Source organism: Mesorhizobium sp. B2-3-2, from assembly GCF_006442295.1.
GTDB lineage: Bacteria > Pseudomonadota > Alphaproteobacteria > Rhizobiales > Rhizobiaceae > Mesorhizobium.
Genome location: NZ_VFWA01000001.1, coordinates 553,920 through 568,583, shown reverse-complemented (window position 1 = coordinate 568,583; position 14,664 = coordinate 553,920). Strand labels below are relative to the sequence as shown.

Below are 14,664 nucleotides of genomic sequence, written 5' to 3'. Positions count from 1 at the left end.
CCAATGCCATATCCGACGACAGAGCCCCACGCGACATGCCGGACGCATTGATATCCATCGTCATTCCTTGCAGGAACGAGGCGGCAAACCTGCCGCTGCTGATCGATGAGATCGAGGCGGCGATGACCGGGCGCGACTTCGAACTGATCATCGTCAACGACGGCTCGACCGATGGAACCGCAGCCGTTCTCGCCAAGCAGGCAGCACTTCGCCCGTTTCCCGTCAGGGAATTGCGGCACGAGAAATCGGCCGGCCAGAGCCTCTCGGTACGCTCCGGCGCCTGGGCGGCGCGCGGAAGCATCGTCGCCACGATCGACGGCGATGGTCAGAACGATCCTCAGTACATTCCCATGCTGGTTGACGCCTTGCGGCGGGCCGGGCCCGGCTACGGCGCCGCGCAAGGGCAGCGCCTGAAGCGCCGTGACAGCAAGGTCAAGCAACTGGCGTCGCGGTTCGCCAACTGGCTGAGAAACGCCATCCTGCATGACGAGACGCGCGACACCGGCTGCGGCCTGAAGGCGGTCCACACCGAGATCCTGCGCAAGCTGCCGTTCTTCGACGGCACCCATCGCTTCGTTCCGGCGCTGGTCATCCAGGAAGGATACCATGTCGTGCATTGCGACGTCGTCGACCGCTCCCGCCGCCACGGCAAGTCGAACTATGGGATTTTCGACCGCGGCCTCCAAGGCGTGCTCGATCTCTGCGGCGTCTGGTGGCTGCGCCGCAGGCGTCGCCGGATGCCAAAAGTAGAGGAAATCATGCATGGTTAACGTGCTTCAGGAACTGGTGACCTGGATCCACCGGGTCTTCATCGAACAGTTCAACGCATGGATCCTGCTCGGCTTCGTCGCCCAGTTCTTTTTCACCATGCGCTTCGTCGTGCAGTGGCTTGCATCGGAAAAGGCCAAGCGTAGCGTCGTGCCGATCGCCTTCTGGTTCTTCTCGCTGTTCGGCGGGGCTCTGCTGCTGGTTTATGCGATCAAGCGGCAGGACCCGGTGTTCATCGCCGGCCAGGGCATGGGCTTGTTCATCTACATCAGAAATCTCTGGCTGATCGCCAATGAACGCAAGGCGGCGATGACCAAGGTCGATTGAGCGGCTTTGCGCATCAGCAAGAATGGTCGGAGAGGCTGGAATATGGCGCTGAACAGGAACTACATCCTTCTCTTCCTGTTCAGCCTGGTGATGACGGTGTCGGGACTTGCGTCCATGCCGCCGCTGGATCGTGACGAGCCGCGCTTCGTCCAGGCCACCAAGCAGATGGTCGAGAGCGGCGATTATGTCGACATCCGCTTTCAGGACGCCTCACGCTACCAGAAGCCGATCGGCATCTATTGGCTGCAATCCGCGGCCGTGGCCCTGAGCGGCAAGGGCGCCGCCGCACCAATATGGATCTATCGCCTGGTGTCGACGCTGGGCATCGCCCTGGCCGTTCTCGGCATCGCCTGGACCGGCACCAGGCTTTTCGGAACCAGCGCCGGCATCGCCGCAGGCCTGGTGATGGCGGCGATCTTCGCCACCGCCTTCGAGGGCCGCGACGCCAAGACCGATGCGATGCTGCTGGCCTGCTGCGTGGCGGCGCAGGGCGCGCTGGCGCAGATCTATCTGGCATCGCGCCGCAACGAGCCCGTCGCCGGCCATCTTTGGTGGATATTCTGGCTGGCGCAAGGGGCCGCGATCCTCATCAAGGGGCCGATCGCCCCACTGCTGTCGGCGCTCACCATCGCTGTCTTGTTTGCATTCGAACGCGACGGGCGCTGGCTGTCGAAGCTCAAAGTGGGACGCGGCCTGCTGCTCGTCGTGCTGATCGTGTTGCCCTGGCTCGCCCTGATCACCTGGAAAAGCCACGGCGCCTTCCTCCAGCAGGCCGTCGGCAAGGATATGCTCGGCAAGGTCGCCCAGGGCGAGGAATCGCACGGCCTGCCGCCCGGCTTCTACATGCTGACCTACTCGCTGTTCATGTGGCCGTTCGGCCTGATCGCCGTCGGCGCCGGCCTGCAAGCCCTTAACCGGCTCCGCGACGATGTCAGGCTGCGCTTCTGCCTCGCCTGGTACATCCCCTTCTGGCTGGTGTTCGAGTTGATCCCGACCAAGCTGCCGCACTATGTGCTGCCGGCCTATCCCGGCATGGCGCTGCTGATCGGCTGGCTTTTGACATTGCAGCCGCAGGACGCCAATGCGCCGCTCCGGCGATGGCAGCAATGGTTGTGGTGGTCGACGGCCTTTGGCCTGGTCGTGGTCAGCCTCGGCCTGGCGGCGGTCTGCGTGGCCGCCCCGATCTACTTCACCCATGCCTTCTCCTGGTGGAGCATTCCGGCGGCCGCGTCGGCGCTCGGCGCCGGCTATCTGGCCTTCTCGCGACAGTTGCAAGTACCGCTTGCCCGTATCGGCGCCGTCGCGGCCTGTGCGGGCATCACCTACGGGTTGCTGTTTGGTGTCATCGCCCCATCCTTGGGACCGATATGGCTGAGCCCGGCGATCAACGAGGCTGTGCGCGCCTACAAGCCCTGCGACACCTCGGTGCTGGCGTCGGCCCAGTATCACGAACCGAGCCTTGTGTTCCTGGTGGGCACGAAAACGGTGCTGACCGATACCGATGGCGTGGCAAAGCACCTGCTTGCGGACCCCGCCTGCGCGCTGGGGCTGGCGCCGGTCGAGGATGAGCAGAAACTCAATGGATTGCTGGCCGGGCAAGGCAAGGCGGCCAGCCGTCTTACGACGATCGACGGGCTCAACTTTTCCTCGGGAGACAAAATGTCGCTCGGCCTCTACCGTATCGCCCAATGAGTTCGACAATGGGATGGGGTTTTCAATGCTGGTGAAACCGCGCCCTTCCGTTTCCATCGCGCCCGCCGCGGTGCTGCGTCGGTCGGCCGGCAATTTCCACGACACGCTGCGGATCGTCAGAGGGCGCTTCGCCGCTCGTTCCGCATCGTATCCCAAGATCCTCTGGCCGCTCTGGATCTCGGCCTGGATTTTGCTGACGGCAGTGGCGTTCGCCGGCCTCGACACGCCTGCGGGATTGCTGCACGGCCAGTGGTCGGCGGGATTCGGCCGGCTTGCCGAGTTCCTGACGCAGTTCGGCCTGGGCGGCTGGTATCTCATCCCGCCGGCACTGCTGCTCATAGGGGCCAATCTGACGGACTGGCGAAGCCTGTCGCGGCGGTCATTGATGCTCGTCTACAACTGGACCTGCCTGGCGTTCCTTGCACTGAGCGCCGTCGGCCTGTCCGGCCTGCTGGTCAATGTCCTGAAATATGCGATTGGCCGGGCGCGTCCGCTCTATTTTCAGGATCTTGGGGTCCTGTCGTTGCGTCCCTTCGCCTTCGATGCGCGCTTTGCCGGTTTTCCTTCCGGTCACGCCACGACCATGGGGGCCGTGTTCGGCATCCTGCTGCTTTTGTTCCCGCGGCGCTGGTACATCGCCTTGCCGGTCACGGCCTGCATCGCCTCGACGCGGGTCTTCGTCGGCGCGCATTATCCGAGTGATACCGTCGCCGGCTTTGGTCTTGGCTTTGCCTTCGCGCTGGTTTGCGGATTGGTCTTTGCCCGGCTCGGCTTCATCTTCAGCCCGACACGGTCGGGATTGCCGGTGCGCAAGCCGACCTTTCGGCTGATCGGTCGAAACAAGGCGAACGGCCGTCCGATCCGTTGAGCCTGGGATTTAGAGCAATTCCAGGAAAAGTGTATACGGTTTTCCGTCCGGAATTGCGTCAAAACAAGGAGTTAGAGAGTTCTCCGTTCCGCGAAACGGTGAACTGCTCTACTCGCCGTCCAATCCGCCGTAGGACCTTACCAAGTGCACCATGTCGGATGAATTGGCCGTCTCGCTCTCAAGCCCGCGCGCAACGCCTGCGCGATCGGCGACGGGACGGTTCTGGCTGACCTTCCATTTGCCGTGGATTTCGCTGATCTCGATCTCCAGCCCGATGATGCCCTTGATCTGCGACTGGATAAACGGGGCAGGCGCATCGGTGACCGCCCATGGCGCCTCACGCGCGCCCTCCTGCGAAGCCGTCAGGTCAGCGATCTGCCGCGCCAGCCAGTCCTGGTCGTCGATCACCTTCGCGGTGCCGCGCACCTGCACGATGGCATAGTTCCAGGTCGGCACCACCTTGCCGGTTTCGCGCTTGGTCTCGTACCAGGACGGCGTCACATAGGCGTCGGTGCCCTGGAAGACGATCAGCACCGTCGAGGCCGGATTGTCGGCGATGAGGTGCCATTGCGGATTGGCTTTGGCCAGATGAGCGCGCAGCCTGCCATTTGGCCCGATATCGGCGTCAAGCAGGAACGGGATGGCGTTGGCGACCGGCCCCTCGGGTCCGCCGGAAACCAACAGGCCGAGCGGATGCGCCCGGATCAGCCCGTGCAGCACGTCCGGCCGCGTTTCCTGGAAATGAGGAGGCTGGTACATCGCGGTCATCCGCCCTTTAGCGCAGCCGCTTCGGGCGCGGATCCGACAATTCGCCGGCCAGCCGGCGATCGAGATAATCCGCGCATTCCTCGATCAGTAGTTCGGCATCGTTGGCGAAGAAATGATTGGCGCCGGGCAAGGTCTTCTGCGTGATGGTGATGCCCTTTTGCGTGTGCAGCTTATCGACCAGGCCCTGCACGTCCTTCGGCGGTGCCACCTTGTCGGCGTCGCCATGGATGATGAGCCCCGAGGAGGGGCAGGGAGCGAGGAAAGAGAAATCGTAGGTATTGGGCTGCGGCGCGACCGAGATGAAGCCTTCGATCTCGGGACGGCGCATCAAAAGCTGCATGCCGATCCACGAGCCGAACGAATAGCCGGCAACCCAGCAACTCTTGGAATCCGGATGCAGCGACTGCACCCAGTCGAGTGCAGCGGCCGCATCCGACAATTCGCCTGTACCGTGATCGAATTCGCCCTGGCTGCGGCCGATGCCGCGGAAATTGAAGCGCAGCGTGGTGAAGTCGCGCTTCTGGAACATGTAGAAGAGGTCGTAGACGATCTTGTTGTTCATCGTGCCGCCGAATTGCGGGTGCGGATGCAAGACAATGGCGATCGGCGCGCTCTTTTCCTTCGAGGGCTGGTAGCGACCCTCGAGACGGCCGGCCGGACCGGTGAAAATGACCTCAGGCATGAAATACTCCACTTGGGTAATAAGAAATGCGCGGCGCCCGGAACAACCTTCCTCTGGCCTTGACGCAGGGCGAGCGTCTTCATAGAAGCTAGTTTAGAATTGTTCAAAACTGGGTGGCCGAAACGCAATCGCCCGGCCGCCCGCGCCGCAAGCCGCGTAAATAGGACGGCTTGCCTTGGAATTTCAAGGAAATAACGCGATATCTCGGTGGAATGGCTTCTGACGGGACCAACTGGAAGGAAATGGCCGGAATGCGCGCCTATCTCGACTACAATGCCAGTGCGCCGCTGCTTGCAGCGGCACGCGAGGCTATGGTCGCGGCGCTCGATATCGCCGCCAATCCATCATCGGTCCACGCCGAAGGGCGCTCGGCGCGTCGCCTGATCGAAACCGCAAGGCGTGATGTGGCGGAATTGGTGAAGGCCAAGCCTGGGCATGTCGTGTTCACGTCAGGCGCGACGGAAGCCGCCTCGATGCTGCTGACGCCCGATTGGCGGATGGGGCGCGGGACCATCCGCATGAGCCATCTCTACGTCTGCGAAGCCGACCACCCCTGCCTGTTGAACGGCGGGTCCTTCCCGGCCTCGCAGGTGACGCGGATCGGCGTCGACGCCGACGGAATTGTCGACCTCGAAGCAATGGCAAACGCCCTTGCCGCGCACGACAAGGCCAGCGGCCTGCCGCTGGTGGCAATCCATGCCGCCAATAATGAGACTGGCGTCATCCAGCCGGTCGATCGTATCGCCGAAATCGTAAAGGCGGTCGGCGGTGTCCTCGTCGTAGACGCGGTTCAGGCGGCAGGCCGCATTTCGATCGACATTTCGGCGGGTTACGCCGACTATCTGATATTGTCGTCGCACAAGATCGGCGGCCCAAAGGGCGTCGGCGCCATCGTCGCCGCTGCCGATCTGATGATGCCGACGCCTCTCATCAACGGCGGTGGCCAGGAGAAGGGCCATCGCGGCGGCACGGAGAACCTGCCCGGCATTGCGGGGTTTGGCGCGGCGGCGCGGGAGGCTCTCGCCGGATTGGAGGCCATCGATGCGGTGCGTCGGCGTCGCGACGAGATCGAGGCCATCGTAAAAATGTTAGTGCCGGACGTGGAAATCTTCGGAACCGGCGCGCCGAGGCTTGCCAACACGACATTCTTCGCTATTCCCGGCATCAAGGCCGAGACGGCGCAGATCGCCTTCGACCTGGCTGGTGTGGCGCTGTCGGCGGGTTCTGCCTGCTCGTCCGGAAAAGTCGGTCCGAGCCATGTGCTGAAGGCCATGGGGCAGGGTGACAGTCCGGGTGCGTTGCGCGTATCGATCGGCGCGGCGACCGGCGCGCAGGACATCGAGGCGTTCCGCCTGGCGCTGGCGGAAATCGCCGCGCGTCGGGTGCGCAAGGAGAAGGCCGCGTAGCGGTTGGACGAATTTGGGCCTTTCGGCCTGGTAGAGCCGTGCGTTTCATGCTGGCCGGGTGAATTTCCGGCCGAAGCGCACTATATGAAACTTACGCCGCCGCGGGTGCTCCTTGGGTGCTCATCCGGCGGTGCCATAGTTTGAAAACTGTCGGGCCTTGACCCCGGCGTGGATGGAGAACGCATATGCCTGCTGTGCAGGACACGATCGATCGGGTCCGAAAGATCGACGTCGACCAATACAAATACGGATTCCAGACCGAAATCGCTGTCGACAAGGCCCCCAAGGGCCTGAGCGAAGACATCATCCGTTTCATTTCGGCGAAGAAGGACGAACCGTCCTGGATGCTGGAATGGCGACTGGAAGCCTACCGGCGCTGGCTGACGCTGGAAGAGCCGACCTGGGCGCGCGTCAACTATCCCAAGATCGATTTCCAGGACATCTACTACTACGCGGCGCCGAAGAGCACGCCCGGCCCGACGTCGCTCAGCGACGTCGATCCCGAAATCCTGAAGGTCTATGAGAAACTCGGCATTCCGCTGAAGGAGCAGGAGATCCTGGCGGGCGTCCAGAAGACCGACGCGTCCGAGCTCGAGGAAGCCAGCGACAACGTCTATAAATCCGGCCGCGTCGCCGTCGACGCCGTGTTCGATTCGGTTTCCGTCGTCACCACCTTCAAGAAGGAGCTGGCGCAGGCCGGCGTCATCTTCTGCTCGATCTCGGAAGCCATCCGCGAACATCCGGAACTGGTGAAGAAATATCTCGGCTCGGTCGTGCCGACGTCGGATAATTTTTATGCGACGCTGAATTCGGCCGTGTTCACCGACGGCTCGTTCGTCTTCGTGCCCAAGGGCGTTCGCTGCCCGATGGAACTGTCGACCTATTTCCGCATGAACGAGAAGAACACCGGCCAGTTCGAGCGCACGCTGATCATCGCCGAGGAGGGGGCCTACGTCTCCTATCTCGAAGGCTGCACGGCGCCGCAGCGCGACGAGAACCAGCTTCACGCCGCGGTGGTGGAACTGGTGGCGCTCGACGATGCCGAAATCAAATATTCGACGGTGCAGAACTGGTATCCCGGCGACGCCGAGGGCAAGGGCGGCATCTACAATTTCGTCACCAAGCGCGGCGATTGCCGTGGCCACCGCTCGAAGATTTCATGGACGCAGGTCGAGACCGGCTCGGCCATCACCTGGAAATATCCGAGCTGCATCCTGCGCGGCGACGATTCCTCGGGCGAGTTCTATTCGATCGCCGTCTCGAACGGCTACCAGCAGGTCGATAGCGGCACCAAGATGATCCATCTCGGCAAGAACACGTCGAGCCGTATCATCTCCAAGGGCATCGCCGCCGGCTTCTCGCAGAACACCTATCGCGGCCAGGTTTCTGCGCACCGCAAGGCGACCAACGCGCGCAACTTCACCAATTGCGACTCGCTGCTGATCGGCGACCAGTGCGGCGCCCACACCGTGCCCTACATGGAGGCCAAGAACGCGACGGCTCAGTTCGAGCATGAAGCGACGACGTCGAAGATTTCCGAGGACCAGAAATTCTACGTCATGCAACGCGGCATTCCGGAGGAGGAAGCGATCGCGCTGATCGTCAACGGCTTCGTCAAGGACGTGATCCAGCAACTGCCGATGGAGTTCGCCGTCGAAGCCCAGAAGTTGATCGGAATTTCGCTCGAGGGCTCGGTCGGCTGACCGGACAGATATTCAGGAAACAAAAGAATGCTTGAAATCAAGAACCTGCATGCCCGCATCGTCGATGACGGCACCGAAATCATCCGCGGCCTGAATCTGACGGTGAAAGCCGGGGAGGTCGCCGCCATCATGGGACCGAACGGCTCGGGCAAGTCGACGTTGTCCTACATCCTGGCCGGCCGCGAGGACTATGAGGTCACCGAGGGCGATATCCTCTACAACGGCCAGTCGATCCTCGAAATGGATCCGGCCGAGCGCGCGACTTCGGGCATTTTCCTGGCCTTCCAGTATCCGATGGAGATACCGGGCGTGGCGACCATGGAGTTCCTGAAGGTTGCCATGAACGAGCAGCGCAAGGCGCGCGGCGAGGAGCCGCTGAAGATCCCCGAATTTTTGAAGCGGGTGAAGGATGCCGCAGCCTCGCTCAACATGGACATGAACATGCTGAAGCGGCCGCTCAATGTCGGCTTTTCCGGCGGCGAGAAGAAGCGCGCCGAGATCCTGCAGATGAAGCTTTTGGAGCCAAAGCTCTGCGTGCTTGACGAGACCGATTCCGGGCTCGACATCGATGCGCTCAAGATCGTCTCCGATGGCGTCAACGCGCTGCGCTCGCCCGAGCGCGCCATTGTCGTCATTACCCACTATCAGCGGCTGCTCGAACACATCGTGCCCGACACTGTGCACGTGCTCTACAAGGGCCAGGTCATCAAGTCCGGCGACAAGTCGCTGGCGCTCGATTTGGAGGCCAATGGCTATGCCGGCGTGATCGGGCAAGCCGCGTGAGATGCCAGAAGGCAAGGTCAAACTGATGAACATGCATACACAACCGCAGCGGACGCCGGCCGAAACCGCGTTGATCGACGCTTTCGGCGAACGGTTGTCGCTGCTGCCGGGCGACGGCGCGGTGATGTTGAAGCGCGACGACGCCATCGAGGCGGTGAAGCACGGCCTGCCGACCCGGCGCATCGAATCCTGGCACTACACGGACCTGCGCCGGCTGCTGAACGCCGTGCCGGATTTCGATCCGACCGCCGTGGCCAAAGCCATCGCACCAGTTGTTGAAGGTTCCACCGTGTTGCCGCTTCTCAATGGCGTGTCGAGCGCCAAAATGCCCGGAATCGAAGGCGTCAGCGTCCAGGCCCTGTCGGAGAAACTGACCGACGGCAGCATCGCGCCTGGGCTCGATCCCTATGGCAGCGACGATGCCATCGGGGCGCTGAACACGGCTTTCGTCGCCGACGGCTATTTCGTCGACATCGCCGATGGCACCGAAGTGAAAAAGCCGATCGAATTGCAGAACCTGCAGGCCGGCGGCCAGACGCATGTGCGCCTGGCCGTGCGCGCCGGCGCCGATGCCAAGGCTGTGATCGTCGAGCGCCAGGCCGGCGAGGGCGCGGCCCTTGTCAGCTCGGTCAGTCAGCTCGTGCTCGGCGAAGGCGCGGAGGTGACCTGGCTGATCATCCAGGAGCAGCCGGACACGACAACGCATCTGGCGCAGTTCAAGGCTCATATCGGCAAGAATGCGAAGCTGACGCTGTTCGTCATGAACGCCGGCGGCAAGCTCGTGCGCCAGGAGGTCGTGGTGAAGACCACGGGCGAGGGCGCCGACTTCCAGTTGCGCGGCATCAACCTGCTGGCCGGCGACGCCCACACGGACACAACCATGGTGCTCGACCATGCGGTGCCGCACACGACGTCGACGGAAGTGATCCGCAATGTCGTGACCGGCAAGGCCCGCGGCGTCTTCCAGGGCCGCATCAACGTCCATCAATATGCGCAGAAGACCAACGCCAAAATGGCTTGCAACACGCTGCTTCTCTCGGACGACGGCGAGTTCTCGACCAAGCCGGAACTCGAAATCTTCGCCGACGACGTCGTCTGCGGCCATGGCGCGACCGTCACCGAGATCGACCACAACCATCTGTTTTACCTGATGGCGCGCGGCATCGACGAGAAGAGCGCCCGTGGTCTGCTGGTGAAGGCTTTCGTCGCCGAGGTGATCGAGGAACTGGACGACGAGGTGATCGTCGAGGCGCTGGAAGCGCGACTCGACGAATGGTTTTTGACGCACGGGTGAAGTGATGAACGCACCAGGCAAGATCGGCGATTTCTACGACGTCGAGGCGATCCGCCGCGACTTCCCGATTCTGTCGCGCGACGTCTACGGCAAACCTCTCGTCTATCTCGATAACGGCGCCTCGGCGCAGAAGCCGCAGGCGGTGCTCGACGCCGTCCAGCACGCCTATAGCCAGGAATACGCCAACGTCCATCGCGGCCTGCACTTCCTGTCCAATGCGGCGACCGACGCCTATGAAAAGGCGCGAGAGACGGTGCGCCGCTTCCTCAACGCGCCCAGCACCGACAACATCGTCTTCACCTCGAACACGACGTCGGCGATCAACACGGTCGCTTATGGCTATGGCATGCCCAATATCGGCGAGGGCGACGAGATCGTGCTGTCGATCATGGAGCACCACTCCAACATCGTTCCCTGGCATTTCATCCGCGAGCGCCAGGGCGCCAAACTGGTCTGGGTGCCGGTGGACGATCTCGGCGTCTTCCATATCGAGGAATTCGAAAAGCGATTGACCGACCGGACAAAGCTGGTCGCCATCACGCAGATGTCGAACGCGCTGGGCACGGTGACGCCGATCAAGGAGATCGTGCGGATCGCGCATTCGCGCGGCATTCCCGTGCTCGTCGACGGCAGCCAGAGCGCCGTCCATATGCCCATCGACGTGCAGGACCTCGACTGCGATTTCTTCGTCTTCACCGGCCACAAGGTCTACGGACCCTCCGGCATCGGCGTGCTCTATGGCAAGAAGGACATCCTGCAGCGCATGCGCCCCTTCATGGGCGGCGGCGAGATGATCGAGGAGGTGACGGAGGACATCGTCACCTACAACGAGCCGCCGCACCGCTTCGAGGCCGGCACGCCGCCGATCGTCCAGGCGATCGGGCTGGGCGCCGCGCTCGACTACATGGAAAAGATCGGCCGCGAACGGATCGCGGCGCACGAGGCCGATTTGAAGGACTATGCGCACGAACGATTGCGCGCCATCAATTCGCTGCGCATCTTCGGCGACGCGCCCGGCAAGGGCGCCATCATCTCGTTCGAGCTGCAAGGCATTCATGCCCATGACGTGTCGATGGTGATCGACCGGCAAGGCGTGGCTGTGCGCGCGGGCACTCATTGCGCCCAGCCGCTGTTGAAACGCTTCGGCGTAACCTCCACATGCAGGGCATCGTTCGGCATGTATAATACACGGGCCGAAGTCGATGCTTTGGCCGACGCGCTGGAAAAAGCGCGCAAGTTTTTCGGGTGACGATGATGGAAGATGCCAGCACAGCCACCGACGCTGTTCCCGAGGCGGCCGCCAATGCGGTGGTTTCCGCCTCCGCCATTCCCGCCGACGAACTGGCGCGGCTGACCGACGACATCGTTTCGGCGCTGAAGACGGTCTACGACCCGGAAATCCCGGCCGATATCTACGAGCTTGGCCTCGTCTACAAGATCGATATCGAGGACGACCGCTCGGTCAAGATCGACATGACGCTGACCGCGCCCGGCTGCCCGGTGGCCGGCGAGATGCCGGGATGGGTTGAGAATGCCGTCGGCGCCGTCGAAGGCGTGTCGGGCGTCGAGGTCAACATGACATTCGACCCGCCCTGGTCGCCCGACCGCATGTCGGAAGAGGCGCAGGTGGCGGTGGGCTGGTATTGACGTCGAGCCCGTCACACTTGCGCCAGTGGTAAAACTTCACCATTTTAGGTGAGGAATCATTCGGCAGGCCTTGAACCTGCATGGAATGGAGAAGGAAAAAGATGGGACGCTTTGCCGTCATCACGATGACCGAAAAGGCCGCCGACCGGGTGCGCGAGATCGTTGCCACGCGTGAAGGCGCGCATGGCATTCGCCTCGGCATCAAGAAGGGCGGTTGCGCCGGCATGGAATACACGGTCGATCTGGTGACCGAACCCAATACCAAGGACGACCACATCGAACGCGACGGCGCCCACGTCTATGTCGCGCCGGAGGCAGCACTTTTCCTGTTCGGCACCGAGATGGATTTCGAGCAGACAACGCTGCGCACCGGCTTCACCTTCCACAACCCGAACCAGAGCTCGGCTTGCGGCTGCGGCGAATCCGTCGAACTGAAGCCGGCCGATCTCAAGGCGCTGGCCGAGGCGCGCGCTTCGGCCTGACCTTCTTTCGCCGGGTTTACGGGGAGAAGGTGGCCCGAAGGGCCGGATGAGAGCCGCCGCTGCCCCGTCCGAAGTCTGAGCTGTCTCTCATCTGCCTGCATCTTCCCGTAAACGGGAAGAAGAGAACTACTCCACCCACATTCCTGTCCGCTTGTGCCAGTCGGCGATCGATTCCTCGGGATAGACGTCGAACACCTTGTCGCCGGGTCCGATATCGGGCTCGACCCAGTTGGCCTTGTATTTCAACATCAGATGCACCTTCTCAGGCGGTGTCGGCAGGTCGCTGTCGATCGCCGAGGCGAAGGGATGGACGAGTTCCGGCCAGGTCGGGTCGTAGAGCCACAGCGCCGATCCGCATTTGCGGCAGAAATTGCGCTCTCCGGTCGAGATCTCGCAATGCGGATGTTCGTCGTCCTCGATCTCGGCCCGATAGACGCCGAGGCTGCTCTTGCCCCGGATGGTCATCGTCTCGTAGTCGGCGCCGAGATTGATGGCAAAACCGCCCCCGCCCTGCTGCTTGCGGCAGATCGAGCAGTAGCACAGCATGAACGGCACGGGCGTGTGGCTTTCCACCTCGAAACGAACGGCATTGCAGCGGCAGGAGCCTTTGAGCAGGACAGGCATGGCGGGAAACTCCGATCGGTCATCCTTCAACCTGTCAGCATGGTTTTGGTTGCGCCGATGACAAGGCCGGATCGCGGTGACATGATCCGCGCATGGACAATGAACGCATAGAAGAACTCTTCCAGAGCCTGGGCCCGGTCAGCATCCGAAAACTGTTCGGCGGCAAGGGCATCTATGCCGACGGCGTCATCGTCGCCATCGTGTTGCGCGGCGAATTGATGCTGAAAGCGGACGAGCAAAGCGCGCCCGACTTCGAGGCCGCCGGCTGCACGCAGTGGACCTACACCGGGTCCCGCCACGGCAAGCTGGTTGCGATGCCCTACTGGAGCATTCCCGATGGTGCCTTCGACGACCCCGACGAGATGGCGGTATGGGCGCGGCGGGCCTATGAGGCGGGGCGGCGGGCGGGGAAGTAGGAGCTGCGTTCGCCGAAGAATACCGTCATGGGTTCTGAAGACGATCCAGAATGAGTCGCGTTCTGTCACGCCCCCCTCTGTCCTGCCGGACATCTCCCCCACAAGGGGGGAGATTGGCGGTCTGGGCGGCGACGCCCTTTCTTCGATGCTGAAAATTGGCGAAAGCAGTCGGAATATCCGATCTCCCCCCTTGTGGGGGAGATGTCCGGCAGGACAGAGGGGGGCGCTGGCCCGCAGGTATTGATAGATCTGCGCAGCAGATCTGTCCCCTACAGCGCCCTGGCAATCCGCGCCGCCAGCCGCGCATTATTCTCGACCAGCGCGATGTTGGTCTTCAGGCTCCGGCCGGCGGTGAGTTCCAGGATTTTGGACAGCAGGAACGGCGTTACAGCCTTGCCGGTCACGTTGAGCGCCTCGGCGGCCTTCTGCGCGGCCTCGATGTAGCCGGCCATCTCGCCGGCCGGGATTTCCTGATCCTCCGGCACAGGGTTGGCGATCAGCATGCCGCCGCTCAGGCCCAGCGCCTGTCGCGTCTTGTAGAAATGCGCGATGTCTTCCGGCGCGTGCAAGGTCAGCGGCGCGCGGAATGGCGACTGCCTGGACCAGAAGGCCGGCATGGTCTCGCAGCCATGGCCGATCACCGGCACGCCGCGGGTCTCCAGCACTTCCAGCGTCTTTTCGATGTCGAGGATGGCCTTGGCCCCGGCCGAGACGACGATGACGGGCGTGCGCGCCAGCTCGTCGAGATCGGCGGAAATATCGAAGCTTTTTTCGGCGCCCTTGTGCACGCCGCCAATGCCGCCGGTGGCGAACACCTTTATGCCGACCATGTGCGCGGCGATCATGGTGGCGGCAACCGTGGTGCCGCCGGTGCGCCCTTGCGCGACGGCGAAGCCGAGATCGGCGCGCGAGAGCTTCATGGCATCGCCGGTCATGGCGAGCGATTCGCGTTCTCCGTCGGAGAGGCCGATCTTGATGCGGCCTGCCACCACGGCGATCGTCGCCGGCACCCCGCCGCCATCCCCAATGATCTTTTCCACGTCGGCCGCCATGGCGCCATTATCGGGGTAGGGCATGCCATGCGTGATGATCGTGCTTTCCAGCGCCACCACGGGCTTCCCGGCGGCCAAGGCTTGCGCCACCGGCGCGTGGACATCGATGAAGGGGCGGGCGGTCTCTGGGGTCATCTGGATCTCCAATCCGG

General features: G+C 62.8%; 16 protein-coding genes. 12 read left to right on the top strand and 4 right to left on the bottom strand.

Features of this window, described 5'->3' with window-relative positions; translation table 11 throughout:
* Positions 1-35: 35 nt before the first annotated feature.
* The 4 genes from FJ964_RS02890 to FJ964_RS02875 are packed head-to-tail and all read left to right on the top strand — an operon-like array spanning position 36 to position 3,655.
* A complete protein-coding gene (locus FJ964_RS02890) occupies positions 36-770 on the top strand; it encodes a glycosyltransferase family 2 protein (protein WP_140548956.1) in 735 nt (244 codons plus the stop codon).
* Positions 763-1,095 (top strand): lipid-A-disaccharide synthase N-terminal domain-containing protein, encoded by a 333-nt coding sequence (locus FJ964_RS02885; protein WP_140548954.1) that lies wholly within the window; start codon positions 763-765, stop codon positions 1,093-1,095. The genes FJ964_RS02890 and FJ964_RS02885 overlap by 8 nt, the downstream gene beginning before the upstream one ends.
* 42 nt (positions 1,096-1,137) lie before the next feature.
* On the top strand, positions 1,138-2,787 hold the full coding sequence (locus FJ964_RS02880) for a glycosyltransferase family 39 protein (RefSeq protein WP_181172339.1): 1,650 nt from the start codon (positions 1,138-1,140) through the stop codon (positions 2,785-2,787).
* Between the two features lie 25 nt (positions 2,788-2,812).
* Positions 2,813-3,655: a phosphatase PAP2 family protein gene (locus FJ964_RS02875; protein ID WP_140548952.1), complete on the top strand. Its 843-nt coding sequence runs from the start codon at positions 2,813-2,815 to the stop codon at positions 3,653-3,655.
* A gap of 108 nt (positions 3,656-3,763) precedes the next feature.
* On the opposite strand, the gene FJ964_RS02870 is transcribed toward FJ964_RS02875, so the two are convergent.
* Together FJ964_RS02870 and FJ964_RS02865 are read right to left on the bottom strand one after the other, a co-directional pair.
* Positions 3,764-4,414, bottom strand: coding sequence for an FMN-binding negative transcriptional regulator (locus FJ964_RS02870; RefSeq protein WP_140548949.1), 651 nt, complete (start codon positions 4,412-4,414; stop codon positions 3,764-3,766).
* Positions 4,415-4,430: 16 nt separating this feature from the next.
* Positions 4,431-5,105, bottom strand: a complete 675-nt coding sequence (locus FJ964_RS02865) for an alpha/beta hydrolase (RefSeq protein ID WP_140493883.1) — start codon at positions 5,103-5,105, stop codon at positions 4,431-4,433.
* Between the two features lie 242 nt (positions 5,106-5,347).
* On the opposite strand from FJ964_RS02865, the gene FJ964_RS02860 reads away from it, so the two are divergent.
* The 7 genes from FJ964_RS02860 (at position 5,348) to sufA (ending at position 12,420) form a co-directional block, all read left to right on the top strand.
* Entirely contained in the window at positions 5,348-6,511 is a 1,164-nt protein-coding gene (locus tag FJ964_RS02860; RefSeq protein WP_140549377.1) for a cysteine desulfurase family protein, read from the top strand.
* A 185-nt stretch (positions 6,512-6,696) separates the two neighbouring features.
* Positions 6,697-8,214: a Fe-S cluster assembly protein SufB gene (gene sufB, locus FJ964_RS02855; RefSeq protein ID WP_140548947.1), complete on the top strand. Its 1,518-nt coding sequence runs from the start codon at positions 6,697-6,699 to the stop codon at positions 8,212-8,214.
* Between the two features lie 27 nt (positions 8,215-8,241).
* On the top strand, positions 8,242-8,997 hold the full coding sequence (sufC, locus tag FJ964_RS02850) for a Fe-S cluster assembly ATPase SufC (protein WP_140548945.1): 756 nt from the start codon (positions 8,242-8,244) through the stop codon (positions 8,995-8,997).
* A gap of 25 nt (positions 8,998-9,022) precedes the next feature.
* Positions 9,023-10,291, top strand: coding sequence for a Fe-S cluster assembly protein SufD (gene sufD, locus FJ964_RS02845; RefSeq protein WP_140548943.1), 1,269 nt, complete (start codon positions 9,023-9,025; stop codon positions 10,289-10,291).
* A 4-nt stretch (positions 10,292-10,295) separates the two neighbouring features.
* Complete coding sequence (locus FJ964_RS02840) at positions 10,296-11,540, top strand: cysteine desulfurase (protein ID WP_140548941.1); 1,245 nt, start codon at positions 10,296-10,298, stop codon at positions 11,538-11,540.
* A gap of 5 nt (positions 11,541-11,545) precedes the next feature.
* On the top strand, positions 11,546-11,938 hold the full coding sequence (locus tag FJ964_RS02835; RefSeq protein WP_140548939.1) for an SUF system Fe-S cluster assembly protein: 393 nt from the start codon (positions 11,546-11,548) through the stop codon (positions 11,936-11,938).
* A 101-nt stretch (positions 11,939-12,039) separates the two neighbouring features.
* The gene (gene sufA / locus FJ964_RS02830; RefSeq protein ID WP_140548937.1) at positions 12,040-12,420 is read left to right on the top strand and encodes a Fe-S cluster assembly scaffold SufA; all 381 of its coding nucleotides are present in this window, start codon (positions 12,040-12,042) and stop codon (positions 12,418-12,420) included.
* Between the two features lie 126 nt (positions 12,421-12,546).
* Here the strand turns inward: sufA and FJ964_RS02825 are convergent, their stop codons facing one another.
* Complete coding sequence (locus FJ964_RS02825; protein ID WP_140548935.1) at positions 12,547-13,044, bottom strand: GFA family protein; 498 nt, start codon at positions 13,042-13,044, stop codon at positions 12,547-12,549.
* 92 nt (positions 13,045-13,136) lie between these two features.
* Between FJ964_RS02825 and FJ964_RS02820 the strand changes: the two genes are divergently transcribed.
* The gene (locus FJ964_RS02820; RefSeq protein WP_140548933.1) at positions 13,137-13,460 is read left to right on the top strand and encodes a TfoX/Sxy family protein; all 324 of its coding nucleotides are present in this window, start codon (positions 13,137-13,139) and stop codon (positions 13,458-13,460) included.
* Between the two features lie 269 nt (positions 13,461-13,729).
* On the opposite strand, the gene FJ964_RS02815 is transcribed toward FJ964_RS02820, so the two are convergent.
* Positions 13,730-14,647, bottom strand: coding sequence for a pseudouridine-5'-phosphate glycosidase (locus FJ964_RS02815; RefSeq protein ID WP_140548931.1), 918 nt, complete (start codon positions 14,645-14,647; stop codon positions 13,730-13,732).
* Positions 14,648-14,664 lie beyond the last annotated feature (17 nt).